This is a genomic window from Enterobacter cloacae complex sp. IR5412 (assembly GCF_049237385.1).
In the GTDB taxonomy this organism is placed as follows: Bacteria; Pseudomonadota; Gammaproteobacteria; order Enterobacterales; family Enterobacteriaceae; genus Enterobacter; species Enterobacter intestinihominis.
In genome coordinates this window covers 111,939-133,077 of sequence record NZ_JBMKHQ010000013.1, presented here as the reverse complement: position 1 = coordinate 133,077, position 21,139 = coordinate 111,939, and the positions used below count along the sequence as shown (strand labels likewise).

The following is a 21,139-nucleotide window of genomic DNA, read 5'->3' as shown; positions in this document are numbered from 1 at the left end:
AGGAACATAAAGTGAACGGAATGACCACCACAGCCGTATGTTCCCCTCACCCTAACCCTCTCCCCGGAGGGGCGAGGGGATTGCTCAGTGCTCGCATTAATTTGTGGAGAACCCTCAGCCCACGGGGAGAGGGAACCAAAATCTCGTAGGCCGGGTAAGGCGAAGCCGCCACCCGGCTTTTTACTGTGCCGGAGCCACCGCCGACACCATCCCGCCGGTCATCGTCTGCTGCACCTGCTGTTTATCCATATTTACCGCGCTCAGCTTCCCGTTCACCGTCGGCTTCAGCGGCGCATTGGCCTGCACGCTTCCGCTGGCGGTGAGCTGAATATTGCCGTCGCCCGCAATCGGCAGCGCTGGCCAGCCCCACTGCTGCAAGACGTTGAGCGGTATACCGCGCCCGTTCAGGCTCACGGTGGTTTGTCGCTGTGGCAGCTGTGACACGGTGGCGGTCGCTTCCAGGATCCCTTTCTCGGTAAAGGCGCTCAGGTCGGTAATGTTTACCGTTGCGGCGTTGGCATTCAGCGCCAGCGACGGGCGTCGAACGTCGACGCGGTTAAAGGTTGCTGCCGCCCCGTTCAGGGTTGCGTTACCGCCCCACACGCCCCACTTGTGGTCTTGCGCCAGACGCAGATTAGCGCCATAACCGTCGAGGGAGGTGATCTGCCATGGGAACGCCGGATCGATGTCGATCACCAGGTTGCGGCTCAGGCCGAATTTTTTCAGCGTCACGCTGTTCAGCCATGCCGGAAGCGGATCCATCCACAGCGTTTTCCAGTTTTCCGGAAGCGTATATTCCAGCCCGGCAATGGCAACGTCGTCCAGCACCAGCGCGTTCCCGTCGCGCAGCCAGTTGCCGGAGGTGCGCACCATGCCCCCTTCCCAGCGGGAAGTGAACTGACGCAGCGCAATGCCCTGCGGGGAGAATTCCGCGTTCAGGATAGGGTCAAAAAGATGCAGCGAGCCGTAGATAAATTCGCTGGCGTTCAGGGATAACCGTCCCTCCTGGCTTTGCCAGTCACCTTTACTCAGGGTGAGGTTACGCAGGCTGAGATCGAGGTCGGTTACCGCCCAGTCTGGCCCCTGTAGACGGGCATCGGTCACTTCCAGCCGCCCAATCTGTAACGAAGGCAGGGTGGAGAGAGGGGCGAAGAAATCCAGCAGCGATTTGTCGCTTTGCAGGCGAATCTCATTCAGACGCAGGGTGTCGATAACCCAGCCACCGTCGGCATTACGCAGAGCCGACCCCGTAAGCGAGCCGCGCGCCATATCGGCACCGATGGTATTCAGCACCACCTCTTTGCCGTTGAGTTGTCCCTGAATCAGCACGTTGTTGGCCGGTATGCCGTTGAGCGTGAGCGACCCGGCGCTCATCTGGATTTGCGCATTTTTCCCCAGTACGTTCCCCGCCTCGGGCTGCCACGGGCTGACGCCGCCGGTCACCTTTTGTGCACTGAGATCCCACTCCGTATTCGGGCTGTTAAAGGCCATGTTATTCAGTTGCAGACGATCGGCCTGGAACGGCAGCGGCGCCGTCTGTGGAGATAAATTCAGCGTGCCATCGAACAGGGTGATGGCGTCCATATGCAGCGGGTCGGTGATCTGGCGGCTGCTTAAGCCAATATCCACTTTTTTAGCGACCAGCGTGGCCGGTTTGCCATCTCGTCCGAAGGTAACGTTTTCCAGAAGAATGTGAGAAGGGGATGAAAAGCGGTGATCCATCAGGTCAAAGTTGAGCTCGTAATCGGTATTCACCGTGATCCAGCTACTGACCTGCGATGCGCCCCAGCGGGTCTGGAGCAGAAAATAAAAGGCGAGCACTACAATGAGCAGGGCTACCAGAAGATAGATAAGCAGCTTTCCAATAAATTTCATGGTCTTCCTTCCCGCGAAACGCACATAAGGGTGTTATGCACGATTTATGCGCAATGCTCAAGGCGGGAATGGTGTAAAGAGATGTCACGGCAGGCATTGACAGCCTGCCGTGTGGGGATCAGTTCTTTTCAGGCGGGAAAATGAGATTCAGCACGATAGCGGTAATACCGCCCGCAGCGATGCCGGAAGAGAGCAGGTTTTTCACCCAGTCCGGGGCAAACTGCAAAATCAACGGCTGCTGGGAGACGCCAAGTCCTACGGCGAGAGACAGCGCAATAATCATGATTGCGCGGCGGTTCAGCGGCTCGCGGGAGACGATACGCACGCCGGAGGCCGCGATGGTACCGAACATGACCAGCGTCGCGCCGCCCAGGACCGGCTCGGGAATGTGCTGCACAAACCCGCTCACCGCCGGGAACAGGCCGAGGACCACCAGCATCAGCGCCACCACGAAGCCCACGTAGCGGCTGGCAACCCCGGTCAGCTGGATCACGCCATTGTTCTGGCCGAAGCAGGAGTTCGGGAATGTGTTGAACACCGCCGAGACAAACGAGTTCAGTCCGTTCGCCAGCACGCCGCCTTTCAGACGTTTCATGTACAGCGGGCCGGAGACCGGCTGCTCGGACACGTCGGAGGTGGCAGTGATATCGCCAATGGTTTCCAGCGAGGTGATCATAAAGACCAGCATCAGTGGCAGGAGCAGACTCCAGTCAATGCCCAGGCCGTAGTAGAGCGGCGTTGGCACGGTAATCAACGCGCTGTTGGTTGGGGTGGTGTTTTCAGGCAGCATGCCCAGCGCCCACGCCAGCAGGTAACCGGCCGCCATGGCGATCACCAGCGAAGCCACACGCAGGTACGGGTTACGCTGGCGGTTAAGCAGAATAATGATCGCCAGCACCACGCCTGCCAGCAGCAGGTTTTTCGGCGCGCCGAAGGTATGGTCGCTCATTGCCGCGTAGCCGCCCCCGATGGAGGTCAGACCCACCTGAATCAGCGACAGGCCGATAATCATCACCACCACGCCGGAGACCAGCGGGGTGATCACCCGGCGCGCAAGGTGCAGAACGCGGGAGATGATCATCTCTGTGCAGCTTGCCAGCATCAGGGTGCCGAAAAGCGCCGCCATCATCGTCGGGACATCTGCGCCGCCGGTTTTCAGTGCCGTACCGCCCATGATCAGCGGCGCCACAAAGTTAAAGCTGGTGCCCTGAATCGACAGCAACCCCGAACCCACCGGACCCCAGGCTTTAATTTGAATGATGGAGGCTACACCGGAAGCGAACAGAGACATACTGATGATGTGTTGCGTATCCTGCGCCGGTAACCCCAGCGCCTGACAAATCAGCAGAGCCGGCGTGATGACCGCAACGAACATCGCCAGCAGATGCTGGCAGGCGGCAAACAGGGTTTGAGGTAGCGGGGGACGATCTTCAAGGCGGTAAATCAGTTCACTGTTTTGCTTCTGCGCAATCGGTTGCGCATCAGCAGACTCCAGAGTGTTAACAGACATCGGCGGCAATCCCACGGTGGAAAAGCGGGCATTTTAGCTGACCACCTGGTAAAAGCAAACGATTGCCAGCAAAAAAAAGAGAGAAAATCTGCCGGTGTGAGCAGGTTTTCTACAACGAACAGGAAAAAAAAATTACACTTTTCGCGCCGGCGGCTCATGACGAGCATCACCCGGCCCAGGATAACGCCGCGTGTGTATGGAACACGCGCATAACAGGAGCCTTTTATGATTCATCTCGATACGTTGTCGACCCTTGTTGCCGCAACGCTGGTTCTTCTGCTTGGTCGCAAGCTGGTACACAGTGTTTCCTTTCTGAAAAAGTACACCATTCCTGAACCTGTAGCCGGTGGATTGCTGGTGGCGCTGGCCCTGCTGGTACTGAAAAAAAGCATGGGTTGGGAAATTGATTTTGATATGTCCCTGAAAGATCCGTTGATGCTGGCCTTCTTTGCCACTATCGGCCTGAACGCTAACCTCGCAAGCCTGCGTTCAGGCGGCAAGGTGCTGGGCGTGTTTTTGATTGTCGTGGTGGGCCTGCTGCTGATGCAAAACGCCATCGGCATCGGTATGGCGTCGCTGCTGGGGTTGGATCCGCTGATGGGTCTGCTGGCGGGGTCGATTACCCTGTCAGGTGGCCACGGAACGGGCGCGGCGTGGAGCAAGCTGTTCATCGAACGCTATGGCTTTGAAAACGCAACGGAAGTGGCAATGGCCTGCGCGACCTTTGGCCTGGTGCTTGGCGGGCTGATTGGCGGCCCGGTGGCGCGCTATCTGGTGAAACATTCCACTACGCCGGAAGGCAGACCAGACGATGAAATGGTGCCGACCGCGTTCGAAAAACCGGACGTTGGTCGCAGCATCACCTCGTTGGTGATGATTGAAACCATCGCCATGATTGCCATCTGCCTCACCGTGGGCAAAATCGTTGCGCAATGGCTGGCGGGAACGGCTTTCGAACTGCCAACCTTTGTCTGCGTGCTGTTTATCGGGGTGATCCTGAGCAACGGTCTGGCGCAGATGGGCTTCTACCGCGTCTTCGAACGCGCGGTGTCCGTGCTGGGGAACGTCAGCCTGTCGCTGTTCCTGGCGATGGCGCTGATGAGCCTCAAGCTGTGGGAGCTGGCCTCGCTGGCGCTGCCGATGGTGGCGATCCTGGCGGTACAGGCCGTGTTTATGGCGCTGTATGCCATCTTTGTTACCTGGCGCATGATGGGCAAAAACTATGATGCGGCGGTACTGGCTGCGGGTCACTGTGGATTTGGTCTGGGAGCGACACCAACGGCCATCGCGAATATGCAGGCGATCACCGAACGGTTCGGCCCGTCGCACATGGCGTTTCTGGTGGTGCCGATGGTGGGCGCATTCTTCATTGATATCGTCAACGCGCTGGTCATTAAGCTCTACCTGATGCTGCCGATGTTTGGCTGACCGTCAGGCGTTGGAATACCGCTCGGTTTCCGGCATCCAGCGTTCAATTAACGCTGCCGCCTGTTCGGGGTAGCGTTCATGAATATGACGCGCAAGGCGTTGTACTTCGGGGATCATGGCCTGATCGCGCAGCAAATCCGCCACTTTAAATTCGGCGTTACCCGTCTGACGCGTGCCCAGCAGTTCGCCCGGGCCGCGGATCTCCAGATCTTTTTGCGCAATGACGAAGCCGTCATTGCTGTCGCGTAATACCTGCAAACGCATCTGCGCGGTTTTCGACAGCGGGGCTTTGTAGAGCAGCACGCAGTGAGAGGCGATCGCGCCACGGCCCACGCGGCCTCGTAGCTGGTGGAGCTGCGCCAGGCCCAGACGCTCCGGGTTCTCAATAATCATCAGGCTGGAGTTCGGCACATCCACGCCCACTTCGATAACCGTGGTCGCAACGAGTAAGTGCAGCTCGCCCTGTTTGAACGACTGCATCACCGCCTGCTTCTCGGCAGGCTTCATGCGCCCGTGAACCAGACCGACGTTCAGCTCTGGCAGGGCGAGCTTTAACTCTTCCCATGTGGCTTCGGCAGCCTGCGCTTCCAGCAGCTCAGACTCTTCAATCAGGGTGCAGACCCAGTACGCCTGACGCCCTTCCTGCGTACAGGCGTTGCGCACGCGGTCAATGATGTCGCTGCGCCGCGTGTCCGGTATGGCAACCGTGGTCACCGGCGTTCGGCCCGGCGGCAACTCGTCGATGGTGGAGGTATCCAGATCGGCATAGGCCGTCATCGCCAGGGTGCGCGGAATCGGCGTGGCGGTCATGATCAGCTGATGCGGGTGGAAGCCCTGTTGCAGACCTTTCTCCCACAGCGCCAGACGCTGATGAACACCAAAGCGGTGCTGTTCGTCGATAATGACCAGCGCCAGGCCGTTAAACTGCACCTGTTCCTGGAAAATGGCGTGCGTGCCGACAATCATCTGCACCTGCCCGCTGGCAATAGCTTCCTGCTGCGCAAGACGTGCTTTGCCCTTCTGCTTCCCGGCCAGCCAGCCCACTTCGATCCCCAGTGGGGCGAACCAGTTACGGAAATTGTTGGCGTGCTGCTCGGCCAGCAGTTCTGTCGGCGCCATCAGCGCCACCTGCTTGCCGTGGGCGATAGCGCGTAAAGCGGCCAATGCGGCAACCAGCGTTTTCCCGGAACCCACGTCGCCCTGCACCAGGCGCATCATCGGCACATTCAGCGCCATATCGCGTTCGATCTCGGCGGTGACCCGCGCCTGGGCGCCGGTGGGTTTAAACGGCAGTGTGGCCAGCAGCTTATCTTTGAGCTCATCATGCGGGCTTAATGGCTGCGCGTGGAAACGCTGCGCACCTGCGCGCAGGGCCAGCATGCTCAGGTTGTGAGCCAGTAATTCCTCAAGGATAAGCCGCCGTTGGGCGGGATGTTTACCGCTTTCTAAATCAACGAGCTGAAGCGTTGGCGGTGGACGGTGCAGGGTGCGCAACGCCTCCGGCAGGCTCATCATGCCCTGCGCCAGCTCCGGCGGCAGCAGCTCGTTAATGGCGCAGGTATCGAGCAGCTCCAGCGCCTGGTCGGTGAGCTTGCGCAGCGTGGCCTGCTTAATGCCTTCGGTGGTTGGATAGACCGGCGTGAGCGTCTCCTGTAGCTCAGGTGAGCTGAGATCGCCCTGCACGCGGTATTCCGGGTGGATCATCTCCGCGCCGTATTTGCCCCGTTTGGCTTCACCGTACGCAAGTACGCGTCGTCCGGTGGCAAGGCTGTTTTTCATCGCCGCATTGAAGTTGAAAAAGCGCATGGTGAGAATGCCGGTGCCGTCGCTGATCTGGCAGGTCATCATCCTGCGTCCGCCAAAGGTGATGTTGCAGTTCAGCACTTCCCCTTCAACGGTGGCGTAAATAGCGGGCAGCAGATCGCCAATTTTATAAAGTTGAGTACGGTCTTCGTAACGCAGGGGGAGGTGGAGCAGGAGATCCTGCACGGTGTGCAGGCCAATCTTCGCCAGTTTACTGCTTTGTGCCGCGCCCACGCCCGTCAGGCTGTTGAGCGGTATGGCGTCCAGCAGGCGGCCTTTCATGATTTACCCTGCGTACTGCATGGTGGACCACCACTCGGCATCGGCTTCAATTTCGCCCTGCGCGTTGACGTGGGGGTAAGGCAATTTCTTCTGCTTCGCAACGCGAGCCAGCACCGGATAGCCACCTTCAAACAGCAGGCGCTGCTGCTCCTCTTCCGGCAGCATGCTGTTGCTGCGCTCGTACATTCCGGCATTCTGACGCTGGCGCTGCGCTTCATACAGGATCAGCGCTGAGGCGACCGACACGTTGAGTGACTGGACCATGCCGATCATCGGAATGATGATGTCCCGGTCAGCCAAATCCAGTGCTTCCTGCGTGATCCCCGTTTTCTCCTGGCCCATTAAAATGCAGGTCGGACGGGTGTAGTCGATCTCACGGAAATCCACGGCTTTAGCTGAGAGGTTGGTTGCCAGAACCTGCATGCCACGCCCTTTCAGGTGCGAGACCGCTTCACCAATAGTCTGGTGAGTTTTCACGGATACCCAGCTGTTGCTGCCTGCGGCGGTGGAGGCCATGGTACGCATACGTGCGCCTGGCCAGACGGCGTGGACTTCATGCACGCCGACGGCATCTGCGGTGCGGACGATAGCAGAGACGTTATGAGGTTTATGGACCTGCTCCATGCAGACCGTCAGATCAGGCTGACGCCTGGCGAGCATTTCGCAGATTCGCTCGTAACGTGTTGAATTCATAATGCTAGTTTCGGTTACGGGTGACTTTAATGACATCCGGCATCACGCGGATCTTGCGCATAATATTGGCCAGATGTACGCGGTCACGGGCGGTCAGGCGAATAAAGGCGCTGTAAACGCGGCCATCTTTTTCTTCAGTATTCAGGCTCTGAATGTTTGACGAGGCCGTGTTGATCGCTGCCGTCAGGTTCGCCAGTGCACCCTGGTGGTTAAACATATCCACCTTGATTTCAGTGATAAATTCCTGCGCTGTCTCTTTATCCCATTCGACCGCCATGAACTTCTCAGGCTCTTTCTGATAGCCACGGATGTTACGGCAGGATTCGTGGTGGATCACCAGCCCTTTACCCGGGCTGACGTGCGCAATAATCGGGTCGCCCGGGATAGGGCGGCAGCATTTGGCGAAGGTGATGAGCACCCCGTCAGCGCCTTTGATTGGCAGGTGACCATGATTTTGCGCGTTAGCAGGAACGGCTGTCGTTTCGCCCTGTTGCAGGTTCTTCGCCACGACCACGCTCATGGCGTTTCCGAGGCCAATCTCTGCCAGCAGGTCATCCAGCGAGGCGAGCTTCATACGCTCCAGCTCATGCTGAATGTTTTCTGGTGGGATCTCTGCCAGTTTGCGGCTGCCACCCAGCGCGTGATTGAGCAGACGACGCCCCAGGCTAACGGAGTCGTCGCGCTTGAGATTTTTCAGCAGCTGGCGGATTTTTGCGCGCGCTTTTGAGCTCACGACAAAGTTCAGCCAGGCGGCGTTAGGACGTGCGCCCGGCGCGGTAATAATTTCGACAGTCTGCCCGCTGAAGAGCGGCTGCGACAGCGGATAAGGCTGCCTGTCGACGCGGGCACCCACGCAGGCATGGCCGATATCGGTATGCACGGCGTAAGCGAAGTCGACCGGCGTCGCGCCCGCAGGCAGTTCGACAATGCGCCCTTCCGGCGTGAAAACGTAAATCTCATCCGGGAAGAGATCGGATTTAACGCTCTCGATAAATTCAAACGAGCTACCTGCACTCTGTTGCAGCTCCAGCAGGCTCTGCATCCAGCGCTGGGCGCGGATTTGCGCGGTGGTGCTGCTTTCGCCGCCGTGCTCTTTATAAGCCCAGTGCGCCGCGACACCCATTTCCGCCATCTGATCCATGTCTTCGGTACGAATTTGCACCTCAACCGGAACGCCGTGCGGGCCAATCATCGAGGTGTGCAAAGACTGGTATCCGTTCGCTTTTGGAATGGCGATGTAATCTTTGACGCGCCCCGGACGTGGCTTGTACAGGCTATGCATCTGCCCCAGCACGCGGTAGCAGGTGTCCGAGTCGTGGACGATGACGCGGAACGCGTAGATATCCATGATCGAGTGAAAACGCTGCTCCTTGAGCACCATTTTGCAGTAGATAGAGTACAAATGCTTTTCGCGACCGCTAACGCGGCACGGAATACCGGCTTCCTGCAAGCGCCCTTCGATTTCAGAGAGGATCTTTTGAATCATCTCTTTACGGTTGCCTCGTGCGGCTTTCACTACCTCTTTAATCACGCGATAGCGGTTTGGGTATAACGCTTCAAAACCCAGCTCTTCCAGCTCGGTTTTAATGTGATGAATACCTAAACGGTGCGCCAGCGGACTGTAGATTTCGAGGGTTTCACGGGCGATGCGGCGACGTTTATCCGGGCGAAGTGAGCCCAGCGTGCGCATATTGTGGGTGCGGTCAGCAAGTTTGATGAGAATGACGCGGATATCCTGCACCATCGCCATGATCATCTTGCGAAAGTTTTCGGCCTGCGCCTCTTTCTTATCGCGGAATTTCAGCTTATCAAGCTTAGAGACCCCTTCCACCAGCTCGGCAACGCTTTTGCCAAACAGCTGTTCCATGTCCTGGTAGGTGGCAGGGGTATCTTCAATCACGTCATGCAGCAGGGCGGCCATGAGCGTTTCGTAGTCGAGTTTCATCTCGGCCAGAATACAGGCCACCGCTACCGGGTGCGTGATATAGGGTTCACCGCTTGAACGTGTCTGGCCCTCGTGAGCGTCACGTGCAACGAGATACGCCTGTTGAAGACGCTTAATCTGGTCTTCAGGCAGGTAGGTTTGAATCAGTTGATTCAGGCTTTCAAACAGATACAAGGGCGACCCGCAGGTTTAATTAACGACGACCTTCAGCAATGGCGGTTACGGCCTGCAGTTCTGCGGCTTCCTGCTCTTGCTGCTCCTGGCGCTCACGCACGTCGAGGATCTGGTTGTTGATCAGACCTTCTTCGATTTCGCGAAGTGCAATAACGGTGGTTTTATCGTTTTCTTCCGGTACCAGCGGATCTTTACCGCCTACCTGCATCTGACGAGCGCGACGCGCGGCGACCAGTACCAGGTCAAAACGGTTACCAATTTTCTCTACAGCGTCCTGAACAGTTACGCGTGCCATACTTAAAATGCTCCACAGGTGAAGAAATGACTGGGCATGATACTGAAAGTGGGTTCAGTCTGCCAACAGTTTGGTGATTAATGCGTCATGTCGCTGCTTCTGGCGGCTCATACGCAGACGTTCTGCGCGAAGGATAGTTTTGAGATCGCTCAGCGCGGCATCAAAATCATCATTCACAATAAGGTAATCATATTCCGCGTAATGGCTCATTTCTGCAACAGCCTGTGCCATACGCTTCGCGATAACTTCTTCGCTGTCCTGGCCGCGACCACGCAGGCGGCGATCCAGTTCATCTTTCGATGGCGGTAGAATAAAAATACTGCGCGAATCAGGCATTTTCTTACGAATTTGCTGCGCGCCCTGCCAGTCGATATCCAGGAACACGTTCACGCCGGTCGCCAGAACCTGCTCAATGGTTTCACGCGAAGTACCGTAGTAGTTACCGAATACTTCTGCGTGTTCAAGAAACGCGTCTCTGCCAATCATCGCTCTGAATTCGTCGTGATTCACAAAGAAATAGTGTTCACCGTGCACCTCACCCGGACGCGGTGCTCGCGTGGTGTGAGAAACAGAAACCTGTGTATCGTACAGCGGTTGGGTTTTTAACAGTGCCTGAATAAGGCTGGATTTACCCGCGCCACTAGGGGCAGAAACAATATAAAGCGTGCCTTGAGCCATGAGAGTCTTTTGTATGTGTTAACGAAGAAGTCTTACATACGGGCTTATTATACACGTCGCCGCTGTGTGACGTAGCCTTTGTCACACTTTTTCCCGTGGATGATTAAATTTTGCGTGCTGTTTTCAGGTTTTGTCTGCGGTTTGCAGCAACAAAAAGAAACGCTGGATAACGCCTCGTAAAGCGTAACGTTGCCATTCGCGTCGTTTTCAATACCGGGTTATACCTCCTCCAACGCAAAGGAGGGGTAATAATGTGGCGATGGATAAGCGGGTTTGCGCTGTTGTGGTGTGGCACCGGGTTAGCGGTATGCCCGGTATGGTCGCAGGCAAAAGCAGAAAAGGAAATTGTAGCGCTGAGCGCACAGATCAAACGCTGGGACGATGCTTACTGGAAGCAGGGAGGCAGTGACGTTGATGACGGGGTGTACGATCAGCTTAACGCGCGGTTGAACCAGTGGCAGCGCTGCTTTGGTCATGTCTCTTCCGAAGAGAGACCGCCACCTCTGACAGGTAGTGTGACACACCCGGTTGCGCATACGGGCGTGCATAAGGTTGCCAGTAAAGCTGAGCTCAGCCAGTGGATGCGAGCCCGGCAACATCTCTGGATGCAGCCCAAAGTGGATGGCGTGGCTGTGACGCTGGTGTACCAGGGCGGGAAGCTTGTCCGGGCCATTAGCCGTGGCAACGGTGTGAAAGGTGAAGACTGGACGGCGCAGGTTCGATCAATCCCCTCTGTTCCGCAAAACCTGTCCGGCCCCCTGGCAAATAGCGTCTTACAGGGTGAACTGTTCTGGATTCATGAAAACCACATCCAGCGTCAGATGGGGGGGATGAACATGCGGGCAAAAGTGGCGGGCGCCATGATGCGTCATAACGATAGCGCACTTCTCAGGCAGCTCGGCGTGTTTATCTGGGCCTGGCCGGATGGACCTAAAGAGATGCAGGTATCTCTGGATGCGTTGTCAAAAGCCGGGTTCACCCTGACGGCGCGTTATACGCTGCCCGCCGCGTCTGTGAATGCGGTCGAAGCGCAGCGTTCAGCGTGGCATACAACAGCATTGCCCTTTGCCACGGACGGCATTGTGGTGCGTTCAGCGGATGAACCCGCGGGCGACGGTTGGTTACCCGGTGAAGGCCGTTGGGTTGTCGCATGGAAATATACGCCTGTCGCTCAGGTTGCTGAAGTGCGAGGGATACAGTTTGGCGTCGGGCGAACGGGCAAGGTGTCCGTTGTAGCCGAACTGGATCCAGTAAAGCTTGATGATAAACAGGTGCGGCGGGTGAGCCTGGGGTCGGTCACACGCTGGCAGCGGCTGGATATTGTTCCCGGCGATCAGGTTCTGATAAGCCTCGCCGGGCAGGGGATCCCCCGATTCGATCGAGTTGTCTGGCGGGGAGCGAACAGGGAAAAACCAGAACCTCCGGCCCTGCAGTACCACTCGCTGACCTGTTTTTATGCCTCACCAGCGTGTATGGAACAGTTCTTTGCCCGGTTGACGTGGCTTAGCTCAAAACAAGGGCTAGGGATCGAGGGGTTAGGCGAGGCGGGCTGGCGAACGCTTCATCAGACGCATCGTTTCGAGCATATTTTTTCGTGGTTAACACTGACGCAGGCGCAGCTACAGTCCACGCCTGGCTTTTCCGCCGGGCGCGGGTTATCGCTCTGGCATCGTTTTAATATTGTGCGCAAACAACCTTTTATTCGCTGGGTCACAGCGATGGGGATCCCGCTGACAAAAGCCACGCTGAATGCGGTTGGGGCGGCGTCGTGGCAGGCGCTGAATCAGCGGAGCGCCGCTGACTGGCAGGCTTTGCCGGGAACAGGTGAAGAGAAGGCGCAGCAGGTCGTTAACTGGCTGCATGCGCCTCCTGTTGATAGGCTGGCAAGGTGGCTGGCTGAGCAGCACATTAACGGGTTCTGACCTTAATGCGCGTTGTGCTTGTAATGAAAAACCGGCAGGCCCAGCTTCAGGCGCAATGCCAGCATACGCGCGGTGAAACCAAACAGCAGCGTGGAGATAACGACCACATCGTGGTTTGTGACATAGTGCTGCAAGGCGACATAAAGCACTGCCGCGGCAAAGGAGATGCCGGCATACAGTTCCTTCTGGAAAACCAGCGGGATACGTTTGCAGAACATATCGCGCAGCACCCCGCCAAACACGCCCGTGATCACCGCCGCAATGGTGGCGATAACCGGGCCTTCACCCATATCGAGAGCAATTTGTGCGCCAATGATGGAAAAAACAATCAGCCCAAGCGCATCCAGCACCAGGAACAAGCGGCGCAGATGAGGCATCACCGGGGCTACAATCGTGGTTAACACGGCTGCCGTTGCCACGATAATGACGTACTCAGGGTTTTTAACCCAGCCGAGCGGATAATGGCCAAGCAGGATATCGCGCACGGACCCGCCGCCGAGCGCAGTGGCCGTGGCAATAATGATCACGCCGAAGGTGTCCATTCGGCGACGTCCGGCGGCAAGCGCGCCGGTCATGGCTTCAGCGGTAATGCCAATAAGATAGAGAATGTGAAGCAGCATAAACCCTCCGGAATGAAGTGGAGGAGGTTAGCGATTTGTGCGCAAGATCACGATTGAGATTTTCTAAGGCGAGGGGATTTGCCCTAAAGGAATTTATCAACGCATGCCAGGCGGGCTTGTGATAAGGCGGGAGGCAAAGAAAGTAAGGATAAATAAGGATTAGAAAAAGTAATGGGTGATGTGCCAGACACCACCCTGAAAGGTATTACTCGATATTCTGGATCTGCTCGCGCATCTGCTCAATCAGGACCTTCAGTTCAATTGCTGAATTGGTCACCTCTGCATTGATAGACTTAGACGCCAGCGTGTTCGACTCGCGGTTGAACTCCTGCATCATAAAGTCGAGACGGCGGCCTACCGCTTCTTTCTTCTTCAGGATGTTATAGGTCTCTTTAACGTGCGCTTCCAGACGATCCAGCTCTTCAGCCACGTCTACACGCTGCGCCATCAGCACCAGCTCTTGTTCCAGACGGTTGTTTTCCAGCTGGACTTCCGCCTCTTCCAGTTTGGCGACAAGACGCTCACGCTGCCATTGCAGCACTTCTGGCATATGCGCGCGCACTTTAGCCACTTCGGCGCTCACGCCTTCAAGGCGTTGCTCAATCATCGCTTTCAGCGCCTGGCCTTCGGTTTCGCGGGCAACGATAAAGTCATCCAGCGTGCCGTCGAGTGCAGCCAGGATTTCAGCGGTAATCGCGTCCAGATCCTGCTCTCCGGCGGCCATCACGCCAGGCCAGCGCAGAATATCAACCGGGTTGATCTCGCCTTCATCGCTTTGCATTTTGACCCAGTTCGCCGCATTAACCAGCTGTTTTGCCAGCTTTTCGTTCAGGATCAGTTCGCCCTGTGCACTGGCATCGGGCTCAAAACGCAGGTTACATTCCACTTTCCCGCGGGTCAGACGCGTACGGATACGCTCACGCACCACAGGCTCCAGGCTGCGGAACTGTTCCGGCATACGGAAATATGTTTCCAGATAGCGCTGGTTTACCGAGCGCATTTCCCAGGTAGCGCTACCCCAGCTACCCTTGATTTCACGCCGGGCGTAGGCGGTCATACTGCGGATCATAGACATTCCCGTTTTTAAAGGAGAGATGGGGGGATTATAGCTTTCAGGGGCTTCTCAGGATAGGAATAAGCGTCCTTTATCCGTATAATGCGCAGCCACATTCGTTTCAAGCCGGAGAATCCATCATGCGTCCAGCAGGTCGTAGCGCCAACCAGGTGCGTCCCGTCACCCTGACCCGTAACTATACAAAACACGCTGAAGGCTCCGTGCTGGTTGAGTTTGGTGACACCAAAGTGCTTTGCACCGCGTCCATCGAAGAGGGCGTGCCTCGCTTCCTGAAAGGTCAGGGCCAGGGGTGGATCACCGCGGAATACGGTATGTTGCCGCGCGCAACCCATACCCGTAATGCCCGTGAAGCGGCAAAAGGTAAGCAGGGCGGCCGTACTATGGAGATCCAGCGCCTGATCGCACGTGCGCTCCGCGCCGCGGTTGACTTAAAAACGCTGGGTGAGTTCACCATCACGCTGGACTGCGACGTGATCCAGGCCGATGGCGGCACGCGTACGGCCTCCATTACCGGTGCCTGTGTGGCGCTGGCAGATGCGCTGAACAAGCTGGTTTCCGCCGGTAAGCTGAAAACCAACCCAATGAAAGGGATGGTTGCTGCTGTCTCCGTTGGTATTGTTAACGGCGAAGCGCTTTGCGATCTGGAATACGTTGAAGATTCTGCCGCAGAAACCGACATGAACGTGGTGATGACCGAAGATGGTCGCATCATTGAAGTGCAGGGCACGGCAGAAGGCGAGCCATTCACTCACGAAGAACTACTCACCTTGCTGGCGTTGGCCCGAGGGGGTATTGAATCTATTGTAGCGACGCAGAAAGCGGCGTTAGAAAATTGATTTTAAGGCGACCAATGAGTCGCCTTTTTTTTGCCTGTAAGACTGAAAAGACAAAGGAGCAAATCCATGAAATCGTATCAGCGCCAGTTTATTGAGTTTGCGCTTAACAAGCAGGTACTTAAGTTTGGCGAGTTCACGCTGAAATCCGGTCGTAAAAGCCCGTATTTCTTCAACGCCGGGCTGTTTAATACCGGGCGCGACCTGGCACTGTTAGGCCGCTTCTATGCCGAAGCGCTGGTAGATTCCGGGATTGATTTCGATCTGCTGTTTGGCCCCGCGTACAAAGGCATTCCAATTGCAACCACCACGGCGGTGGCGCTGGCGGAGCACCATGACCGCGACGTACCGTACTGCTTTAACCGTAAAGAGGCCAAAACCCACGGTGAAGGCGGCAATCTGGTAGGCAGTGCGTTGCAGGGCCGCGTGATGCTGGTGGATGACGTGATCACCGCAGGCACCGCGATCCGTGAATCGATGGAAATTATCCAGGCTAACGGTGCAACGCTTGCGGGTGTGCTGATTTCGCTCGATCGTCAGGAGCGTGGGCGTGGCGACATCTCTGCTATTCAGGAAGTGGAACGCGATTATGGCTGCAAAGTGATCTCTATCATCACGCTGACAGACCTGATTGCATATCTGGAAGAGAAGCCTGAGATGGCGGATCACCTGGCGGCGGTAAAAGCGTATCGCGAAGAGTTCGGGGTTTAATTGCGTTGCCCGGTGGCGCTACGCTTACCGGGCCTACCTGTTCGTAGGCCGGATAAGGCGAAGCCGCCATCCGGCGATGGCGTTACTGTAATTGTGCTGCCACTAACGGCCAGCGGGCGTCAAAATCGTCCGTTGGTCGATATTTAAACTCGCTGCGCACAAACCGGGAGAGCATCCCTTCGCAAAATGCCAGGATCTGGCTTGCCAGCAGCGTCTCATCCGTATTATATCCCTCGCCTTCCCGCATTTTCTTCTCGCGCAGAACCTGACGAAGCTGGGCTTCGATACGCTCAAAAAGCTGGTTTATACGGCCTTGCAGACGATCCTGTTCAAACATCAGCGCGTGGCCGGTAAGAATACGGGTCAGACCCGGGTTACGTTCACCAAAGCCCAGAATCAGCAGCACAATCAGACGCAGACGCGTGCTGGTGTCTTTTTCATCCTTCAGAATCAGGTTGATGCGCGTGATCAGGCTATCTTCGATAAACTCGATCAGGCTGTCGAACATCCGGGTTTTGCTCGGGAAATGACGATACAGCGCCGCCTCTGACACGCCCACAGAGGCCGCCAGCTTGGCGGTGGTGATGCGTTGACTGCCGTCGCTGGATTCAAGCATCAGAGCCAGAGATTGAAGTATTTCTTCGCGACGATTCCTTTTCGCGGTTTGTTTTTCTGCCATGTTACAAAATACCCCTGAAAATAAGCACTTGTCAGGCTGGCAACCACACAGCGACCCGCAAACTGACGTTTGCGGTTTGTTATTGCATTATGGCGCTGTGAGATGCGTGTTTGTCGGGCGGTTATTTGCGCCCGGAATGGCCGAAGCCGCCTTCGCCACGGTCGGTAGCGTCGAAGTCTGCCACCAGGTTAAATTCTGCCTGCACCACCGGTACAAACACCATCTGCGCGATACGCTCGCCCGGTTCAATGGTGAAGCTGTCCTGGCCACGGTTCCAGACGGATACCATCAGCTGACCCTGATAGTCAGAGTCGATCAGGCCGACCAGGTTACCCAGCACGACGCCATGCTTATGGCCCAGGCCAGAGCGCGGCAGGATCACCGCTGCCAGTGACGGGTCAGCAATGTGAATCGCCAGCCCGGTCGGGATCAGGGTCGTTGCACCCGGCGCCAGTTCTACGGCGTCATCGAGACAGGCGCGCAGGTCAAGACCGGCAGAGCCGGAGGTGGCATACGTTGGCAGCGGAAATTGCTCGCCAACGCGCGGGTCCAGAATCTTAACGTCGATTTTTTTCATCATAACGGGTAACGATCTCGTCCAGTAATTGTTGGCCCAGGAGTTCTTTGCGCTCAAGCGGTAAGACTTTATCTCCATCCTGCCAGAAAAGGTGCAATGCGTTGCTGTCGCTGTTAAATCCTTGCGTGGACAGCGATACGTCGTTCGCGCAAATCAAATCGAGGTTTTTGCGGGTACGTTTTTGCCGGGCATATTCTTCCACATTATTCGTTTCTGCGGCAAACCCAACAACGTAAGGACGATGAGTTTTCAATGCGGCGACACCGGCAACGATATCCGGGTTCTTCACCATTTTTATTGTTAATTCATCACCTTGCTTTTTAATTTTGGCGTCGGCAATGGTTTCGGCGCGGTAATCAGCGACGGCCGCACAGCCGATAAAAATATGCTGTTGTTGAGCATGCGCCTGTACGGCGGCTTCCATTTCCAGCGCGGTAGTTACATCAATACGCCGCACAAACGCAGGGGTGGTAAGCGACACCGGGCCGCTCACCAGCGTCACGTTCGCGCCTCGTTTGGCTGCCGCGGCAGCAATTGCAAAGCCCATTTTGCCGGAGCTGTGGTTGGTGATGTATCGCACCGGATCCAGCGGCTCGCGCGTGGGGCCCGCGGTAATCATGATGTTGAGATGTTGCAGATCGTTGACAGGCGAGAAATGGGCGGCGGCCATATCAACAATCGTCAATGGGTCGAGCATACGCCCTGGCCCCACGTCGCCACAGGCCTGGCTGCCGCTCTCCGGTCCCCAAATTAGCAGGCCGCGCGAGGCCAGCGTATCCAGATTATGCTGGGTAGCGGCGTTGCGATACATCTGCTGGTTCATTGCGGGTACAACCGCGACGGGCGCAGGCGTGGCGAGGCAAATGGTCGTTACCAGATCGTTCGCCATCCCGGCCGCCACGCGGGCAATTACATCTGCCGTGGCGGGGGCAAGGATAACCAGATCGGCCCATTTCCCCAGCTCAATATGGCCCATTGCGGCTTCGGCTGCCGGGTCGAGAAGGCTGTCGGATACCGGGTATCCCGAGACGGCTTGCAGGCTCAGCGGGGTGATAAAGGCTTTGCCGCCTTCGGTGATCGCGACCCGTACGTCGGCCCCGCGCTCGCGCAAACGGCGCACCAGGTCTGGCGTTTTATAGGCAGCAATACCGCCGCTGACGCCAAGAACGATTTTTTTACCGGCCAGGCTCATCATGATTCTTTCCTGTTGGGTTTCACCAGAGAGCGGGCATTTTATCACAATCCCTAAAACGGGGTGATGATGTCCTTAATTCACTTTGCGAGGCGCTACGCAAGAACGAAACGCCAGCGTCGAGCCCCGAATTTGCCTGTGGCAGCATAATGGCAAACAGAAGGAGGCCGGGCATGGAAGAGACTGAACTGCTGCTACCGCGTGAAAAAATGCTGCGCCATGGCGTCACGTTGTTAAAGGACGACGAGCTGCTGGCGCTCTTTTTACGCACAGGCACGCCGGGGAAAACGGTATTTACGCTGGCGAAAGAGCTGATAGAGCATTTCGGCTCACTGTATGGATTGTTGACCGCCGAGCTGGAGGCGTTTACGCACGTTGAGGGTATTGGCGTGGCGAAATATGCCCAGTTGCGGGGCATTGCGGAGCTGGCCCGGAGATTTTACAACGTGCGTATGGAGGAAGAAGACCCGATCCTCACCCCCGATATGACCCGCGAATTTCTGCAAAGCCAGCTTTCCGATCTGGAGCGGGAGATCTTTATGGTGATCTTTCTCGACAACAAAAACCGGGTACTGAAACATACCCGCCTTTTTTCGGGAACATTGAGCCACGTTGAGGTGCATCCGCGAGAAATTGTGCGGGAAGCGATAAAAGTGAATGCAGCCGGCGTGATCCTCGCGCATAATCACCCCTCTGGCTGTGCAGAACCAAGCAGAGCTGACAAAGCAATTACCGAACGTATTATCAAATGCTGTCAATTCATGGACATTCGTGTGCTGGACCATCTGATAATTGGCCGCGGAGAGTACATTTCTTTTGCCGAACGTGGCTGGATTTAGGCCTTTTCTCGCGATCCATCGGGATCTTTGTCTGTTCGGGACTTGAGCACACCGCCGAGTCAGCGTATACTACGCCACCTTTGAGAATCTCGGGTTTGGCATTTGGGCCTGGCAATCGAGAGTTCAATAGAACTATGCGATGACCGGGCTGTAAAGCCTGACGAGGCGCCGATACCCCATACGAAGCTCGAGCTAATTTGATTTTTGGAGAATAGACATGTCCCGAGTCTGCCAAGTTACTGGCAAGCGTCCGGTGACCGGTAACAACCGTTCCCACGCACTGAACGCGACTAAACGCCGTTTCCTGCCGAACCTGCACTCTCACCGTTTCTGGGTTGAGAGCGAGAAGCGTTTTGTCACCCTGCGCGTATCTGCTAAAGGTATGCGTGTAATCGATAAGAAAGGCATCGATACAGTTCTGTCCGAACTGCGTGCCCGTGGCGAAAAGTACTAAGTACTTAAAGAGGAAATAAATCATGGCTAAAGGTATTCGCGAGAAAATCAAGCTGGTTTCTTCTGCTGGTACAGGTCACTTCTACACCACCACGAAGAACAAACGTACTAAGCCGGAAAAACTGGAACTGAAAAAATTCGATCCAGTTGTACGCCAGCACGTACTGTACAAAGAAGCTAAAATCAAATAATTTTAGTCTCCTTGTATTGAAAAACCCCGCATCTGCGGGGTTTTTTGCATTCTGCATCTCAACGGAGGAACCATGCCTGAATTACCTGAGGTAGAGACCAGCCGCCGCGGCATTGAGCCCCATCTGGTTGGCGCGACTATTCTTCATGCTGTCGTTCGCAACGGGCGTCTGCGCTGGCCGGTGTCCGATGAGATCCACGCGTTAAGCGATAAACCCGTCCTGAGCGTACAGCGCCGCGCGAAATACCTGCTGCTGGAGCTGCCTGACGGCTGGATCATTATCCATCTGGGCATGTCGGGAAGCCTGCGCATCCTCACCGAAGAGTTGCCTGCGGAAAAGCACGACCACGTTGATCTGGTGATGAGTAACGGCAAGGTGCTGCGTTACACCGACCCGCGTCGCTTTGGTGCATGGCTGTGGACCAAAGAGCTGGAAGGGCACAACGTGCTGGCGCATCTTGGACCTGAGCCGCTCTCAGAGGCGTTTAACGCGGATTATCTCAAAGAGAAGTGCGCGAAAAAGAAAACCCCGATCAAACCCTGGCTGATGGATAACAAGCTGGTCGTGGGCGTGGGGAATATCTATGCCAGCGAATCGTTGTTTGCCGCCGGGATCCATCCCGATCGGCTGGCCTCTTCGCTGTCTGCGCAGGAGTGCGAGCTGCTGGTCAGAGTGATTAAAGCGGTACTGCTGCGCTCAATTGAGCAGGGCGGGACGACGCTGAAGGATTTTCTGCAAAGCGACGGGAAGCCGGGCTATTTTGCGCAGGAGTTGCAGGTTTATGGTCGTAAGGGGGAACCGTGCAGAGCATGCGGGACGCCGATTATTGCCACGAAGCACGCTCAGCGCGCCACGTTTTACTGCCGTCAGTGCCAGAAGTAGGGTTACTTTAACTTTTCCATCAACGCCTGGTGGACGTTAACCGGCAGAAAGTGGGTAACGTCCCCGCGATGGCGCGCCACCTCTTTCACCAGCGAAGAAGAGATGAAGGACCACTCTTTGGAGGGCATCAGGAATACGCTCTCCAGCTCCGGCATCAGATGGCGGTTCATGTGCGCCAGCTGCATCTCATATTCGAAGTCTGCTACCGCGCGAAGACCGCGGATCAGGATATTGGCCTGCTGGGCACGGGCAAAGTTTGCCATCAAATCGCTGAATCCGACGACCTCAACATTCGACAAATGCGAAATCGCATCGGTGGCAAGCTGCACGCGTTCGTTCAGGTCGAACATCGGCTTTTTGCTCGGGCTGGCGGCAATGGCCAGAATCACTTTGTCGAACATACACGCCGCACGGGTGATGATATCAAGATGACCGTTAGTGATCGGATCGAAGGTACCCGGATAAATCGCTTTTGTGCTCAT

At 56.4% G+C, this 21,139-nt stretch carries 21 protein-coding genes; 8 read left to right on the top strand and 13 right to left on the bottom strand.

The window, feature by feature from the left end:
* Positions 1-180: 180 nt before the first annotated feature.
* The gene (locus ACOTX2_RS19980; RefSeq protein WP_063148213.1) at positions 181-1,875 is read right to left on the bottom strand and encodes an AsmA family protein; all 1,695 of its coding nucleotides are present in this window, start codon (positions 1,873-1,875) and stop codon (positions 181-183) included.
* 118 nt (positions 1,876-1,993) lie between these two features.
* A complete protein-coding gene (gene xanP, locus ACOTX2_RS19975) occupies positions 1,994-3,385 on the bottom strand; it encodes a xanthine/proton symporter XanP (RefSeq protein WP_032626600.1) in 1,392 nt (463 codons plus the stop codon).
* A gap of 225 nt (positions 3,386-3,610) precedes the next feature.
* On the opposite strand from xanP, the gene gltS reads away from it, so the two are divergent.
* Positions 3,611-4,813 carry a sodium/glutamate symporter gene (gltS, locus tag ACOTX2_RS19970; RefSeq protein ID WP_006812438.1) on the top strand — a complete coding sequence of 401 codons (1,203 nt, stop codon included), beginning with the start codon at positions 3,611-3,613 and terminating at the stop codon, positions 4,811-4,813.
* Between the two features lie 3 nt (positions 4,814-4,816).
* Here gltS and recG read toward each other — a convergent pair whose 3' ends face one another.
* From recG to gmk, 5 genes are read right to left on the bottom strand one after another with little or no spacing between them, the layout of a single operon-like run.
* Positions 4,817-6,898: an ATP-dependent DNA helicase RecG gene (gene recG, locus ACOTX2_RS19965; RefSeq protein ID WP_023299014.1), complete on the bottom strand. Its 2,082-nt coding sequence runs from the start codon at positions 6,896-6,898 to the stop codon at positions 4,817-4,819.
* A 3-nt stretch (positions 6,899-6,901) separates the two neighbouring features.
* Positions 6,902-7,591, bottom strand: coding sequence for a tRNA (guanosine(18)-2'-O)-methyltransferase TrmH (gene trmH / locus ACOTX2_RS19960; RefSeq protein WP_032622047.1), 690 nt, complete (start codon positions 7,589-7,591; stop codon positions 6,902-6,904).
* Positions 7,592-7,595: 4 nt separating this feature from the next.
* The gene (gene spoT, locus ACOTX2_RS19955) at positions 7,596-9,710 is read right to left on the bottom strand and encodes a bifunctional GTP diphosphokinase/guanosine-3',5'-bis pyrophosphate 3'-pyrophosphohydrolase (RefSeq protein ID WP_022646616.1); all 2,115 of its coding nucleotides are present in this window, start codon (positions 9,708-9,710) and stop codon (positions 7,596-7,598) included.
* Between the two features lie 19 nt (positions 9,711-9,729).
* Complete coding sequence (gene rpoZ / locus ACOTX2_RS19950) at positions 9,730-10,005, bottom strand: DNA-directed RNA polymerase subunit omega (RefSeq protein ID WP_000135058.1); 276 nt, start codon at positions 10,003-10,005, stop codon at positions 9,730-9,732.
* A gap of 54 nt (positions 10,006-10,059) precedes the next feature.
* Positions 10,060-10,683, bottom strand: a complete 624-nt coding sequence (gmk, locus tag ACOTX2_RS19945; RefSeq protein ID WP_006177710.1) for a guanylate kinase — start codon at positions 10,681-10,683, stop codon at positions 10,060-10,062.
* Positions 10,684-10,934: 251 nt separating this feature from the next.
* On the opposite strand from gmk, the gene ligB reads away from it, so the two are divergent.
* Positions 10,935-12,605, top strand: coding sequence for an NAD-dependent DNA ligase LigB (ligB, locus tag ACOTX2_RS19940; protein ID WP_063148215.1), 1,671 nt, complete (start codon positions 10,935-10,937; stop codon positions 12,603-12,605).
* A 2-nt stretch (positions 12,606-12,607) separates the two neighbouring features.
* Here the strand turns inward: ligB and ACOTX2_RS19935 are convergent, their stop codons facing one another.
* Positions 12,608-13,225: a trimeric intracellular cation channel family protein gene (locus tag ACOTX2_RS19935; protein ID WP_023299016.1), complete on the bottom strand. Its 618-nt coding sequence runs from the start codon at positions 13,223-13,225 to the stop codon at positions 12,608-12,610.
* 205 nt (positions 13,226-13,430) lie between these two features.
* The gene (locus ACOTX2_RS19930; RefSeq protein WP_003860907.1) at positions 13,431-14,294 is read right to left on the bottom strand and encodes a YicC/YloC family endoribonuclease; all 864 of its coding nucleotides are present in this window, start codon (positions 14,292-14,294) and stop codon (positions 13,431-13,433) included.
* Positions 14,295-14,419: 125 nt separating this feature from the next.
* Here ACOTX2_RS19930 and rph point away from each other — a divergent pair, with 125 nt between their 5' ends.
* Together rph and pyrE are read left to right on the top strand one after the other, a co-directional pair.
* Positions 14,420-15,136, top strand: coding sequence for a ribonuclease PH (gene rph, locus ACOTX2_RS19925; RefSeq protein WP_048966550.1), 717 nt, complete (start codon positions 14,420-14,422; stop codon positions 15,134-15,136).
* 66 nt (positions 15,137-15,202) lie between these two features.
* Positions 15,203-15,844 carry an orotate phosphoribosyltransferase gene (gene pyrE / locus ACOTX2_RS19920; RefSeq protein WP_023305206.1) on the top strand — a complete coding sequence of 214 codons (642 nt, stop codon included), beginning with the start codon at positions 15,203-15,205 and terminating at the stop codon, positions 15,842-15,844.
* Positions 15,845-15,926: 82 nt separating this feature from the next.
* On the opposite strand, the gene slmA is transcribed toward pyrE, so the two are convergent.
* The 3 genes from slmA to coaBC all read right to left on the bottom strand — a co-directional run bounded on the left by slmA (position 15,927) and on the right by coaBC (position 18,292).
* Positions 15,927-16,523 carry a nucleoid occlusion factor SlmA gene (gene slmA, locus ACOTX2_RS19915; protein WP_003860901.1) on the bottom strand — a complete coding sequence of 199 codons (597 nt, stop codon included), beginning with the start codon at positions 16,521-16,523 and terminating at the stop codon, positions 15,927-15,929.
* A 121-nt stretch (positions 16,524-16,644) separates the two neighbouring features.
* Positions 16,645-17,103 (bottom strand): dUTP diphosphatase, encoded by a 459-nt coding sequence (dut, locus tag ACOTX2_RS19910; RefSeq protein ID WP_015570042.1) that lies wholly within the window; start codon positions 17,101-17,103, stop codon positions 16,645-16,647.
* On the bottom strand, positions 17,081-18,292 hold the full coding sequence (coaBC, locus tag ACOTX2_RS19905; protein WP_087878399.1) for a bifunctional phosphopantothenoylcysteine decarboxylase/phosphopantothenate--cysteine ligase CoaBC: 1,212 nt from the start codon (positions 18,290-18,292) through the stop codon (positions 17,081-17,083). The genes dut and coaBC overlap by 23 nt, the downstream gene beginning before the upstream one ends.
* Positions 18,293-18,465: 173 nt before the next feature.
* Between coaBC and radC the strand changes: the two genes are divergently transcribed.
* The 4 genes from radC to mutM all read left to right on the top strand — a co-directional run bounded on the left by radC (position 18,466) and on the right by mutM (position 20,657).
* Positions 18,466-19,131 carry a RadC family protein gene (radC, locus tag ACOTX2_RS19900; RefSeq protein ID WP_022646621.1) on the top strand — a complete coding sequence of 222 codons (666 nt, stop codon included), beginning with the start codon at positions 18,466-18,468 and terminating at the stop codon, positions 19,129-19,131.
* Between the two features lie 217 nt (positions 19,132-19,348).
* Positions 19,349-19,585 (top strand): 50S ribosomal protein L28, encoded by a 237-nt coding sequence (rpmB, locus tag ACOTX2_RS19895; protein ID WP_002436699.1) that lies wholly within the window; start codon positions 19,349-19,351, stop codon positions 19,583-19,585.
* A gap of 22 nt (positions 19,586-19,607) precedes the next feature.
* Positions 19,608-19,775, top strand: a complete 168-nt coding sequence (gene rpmG / locus ACOTX2_RS19890) for a 50S ribosomal protein L33 (protein ID WP_003024094.1) — start codon at positions 19,608-19,610, stop codon at positions 19,773-19,775.
* Positions 19,776-19,847: 72 nt separating this feature from the next.
* Complete coding sequence (gene mutM, locus ACOTX2_RS19885) at positions 19,848-20,657, top strand: bifunctional DNA-formamidopyrimidine glycosylase/DNA-(apurinic or apyrimidinic site) lyase (protein ID WP_003860879.1); 810 nt, start codon at positions 19,848-19,850, stop codon at positions 20,655-20,657.
* Positions 20,658-20,659: 2 nt separating this feature from the next.
* Here the strand turns inward: mutM and coaD are convergent, their stop codons facing one another.
* On the bottom strand, positions 20,660-21,139 hold the full coding sequence (coaD, locus tag ACOTX2_RS19880) for a pantetheine-phosphate adenylyltransferase (RefSeq protein WP_022646622.1): 480 nt from the start codon (positions 21,137-21,139) through the stop codon (positions 20,660-20,662).

Excerpts from the sequence above, each read along its gene's own strand:
- rpmG (WP_003024094.1), top strand. The coding sequence starts at position 19,608 with ATGGCTAAAGGTATTCGCGAGAAAATCAAGCTGGTTTCTTCTGCTGGT.
- gmk (WP_006177710.1), bottom strand. The coding sequence starts at position 10,683 with ATGGCTCAAGGCACGCTTTATATTGTTTCTGCCCCTAGTGGCGCGGGT.
- ligB (WP_063148215.1), top strand. The coding sequence starts at position 10,935 with ATGTGGCGATGGATAAGCGGGTTTGCGCTGTTGTGGTGTGGCACCGGG.
- recG (WP_023299014.1), bottom strand. The coding sequence starts at position 6,898 with ATGAAAGGCCGCCTGCTGGACGCCATACCGCTCAACAGCCTGACGGGC.
- slmA (WP_003860901.1), bottom strand. The coding sequence starts at position 16,523 with ATGGCAGAAAAACAAACCGCGAAAAGGAATCGTCGCGAAGAAATACTT.
- rph (WP_048966550.1), top strand. The coding sequence starts at position 14,420 with ATGCGTCCAGCAGGTCGTAGCGCCAACCAGGTGCGTCCCGTCACCCTG.
- rpmB (WP_002436699.1), top strand. The coding sequence starts at position 19,349 with ATGTCCCGAGTCTGCCAAGTTACTGGCAAGCGTCCGGTGACCGGTAAC.
- dut (WP_015570042.1), bottom strand. The coding sequence starts at position 17,103 with ATGATGAAAAAAATCGACGTTAAGATTCTGGACCCGCGCGTTGGCGAG.
- pyrE (WP_023305206.1), top strand. The coding sequence starts at position 15,203 with ATGAAATCGTATCAGCGCCAGTTTATTGAGTTTGCGCTTAACAAGCAG.
- mutM (WP_003860879.1), top strand. The coding sequence starts at position 19,848 with ATGCCTGAATTACCTGAGGTAGAGACCAGCCGCCGCGGCATTGAGCCC.
- ACOTX2_RS19980 (WP_063148213.1), bottom strand. The coding sequence starts at position 1,875 with ATGAAATTTATTGGAAAGCTGCTTATCTATCTTCTGGTAGCCCTGCTC.
- trmH (WP_032622047.1), bottom strand. The coding sequence starts at position 7,591 with ATGAATTCAACACGTTACGAGCGAATCTGCGAAATGCTCGCCAGGCGT.
- coaD (WP_022646622.1), bottom strand. The coding sequence starts at position 21,139 with ATGAGCACAAAAGCGATTTATCCGGGTACCTTCGATCCGATCACTAAC.
- xanP (WP_032626600.1), bottom strand. The coding sequence starts at position 3,385 with ATGTCTGTTAACACTCTGGAGTCTGCTGATGCGCAACCGATTGCGCAG.
- ACOTX2_RS19935 (WP_023299016.1), bottom strand. The coding sequence starts at position 13,225 with ATGCTGCTTCACATTCTCTATCTTATTGGCATTACCGCTGAAGCCATG.
- ACOTX2_RS19930 (WP_003860907.1), bottom strand. The coding sequence starts at position 14,294 with ATGATCCGCAGTATGACCGCCTACGCCCGGCGTGAAATCAAGGGTAGC.
- radC (WP_022646621.1), top strand. The coding sequence starts at position 18,466 with ATGGAAGAGACTGAACTGCTGCTACCGCGTGAAAAAATGCTGCGCCAT.
- rpoZ (WP_000135058.1), bottom strand. The coding sequence starts at position 10,005 with ATGGCACGCGTAACTGTTCAGGACGCTGTAGAGAAAATTGGTAACCGT.
- coaBC (WP_087878399.1), bottom strand. The coding sequence starts at position 18,292 with ATGAGCCTGGCCGGTAAAAAAATCGTTCTTGGCGTCAGCGGCGGTATT.
- gltS (WP_006812438.1), top strand. The coding sequence starts at position 3,611 with ATGATTCATCTCGATACGTTGTCGACCCTTGTTGCCGCAACGCTGGTT.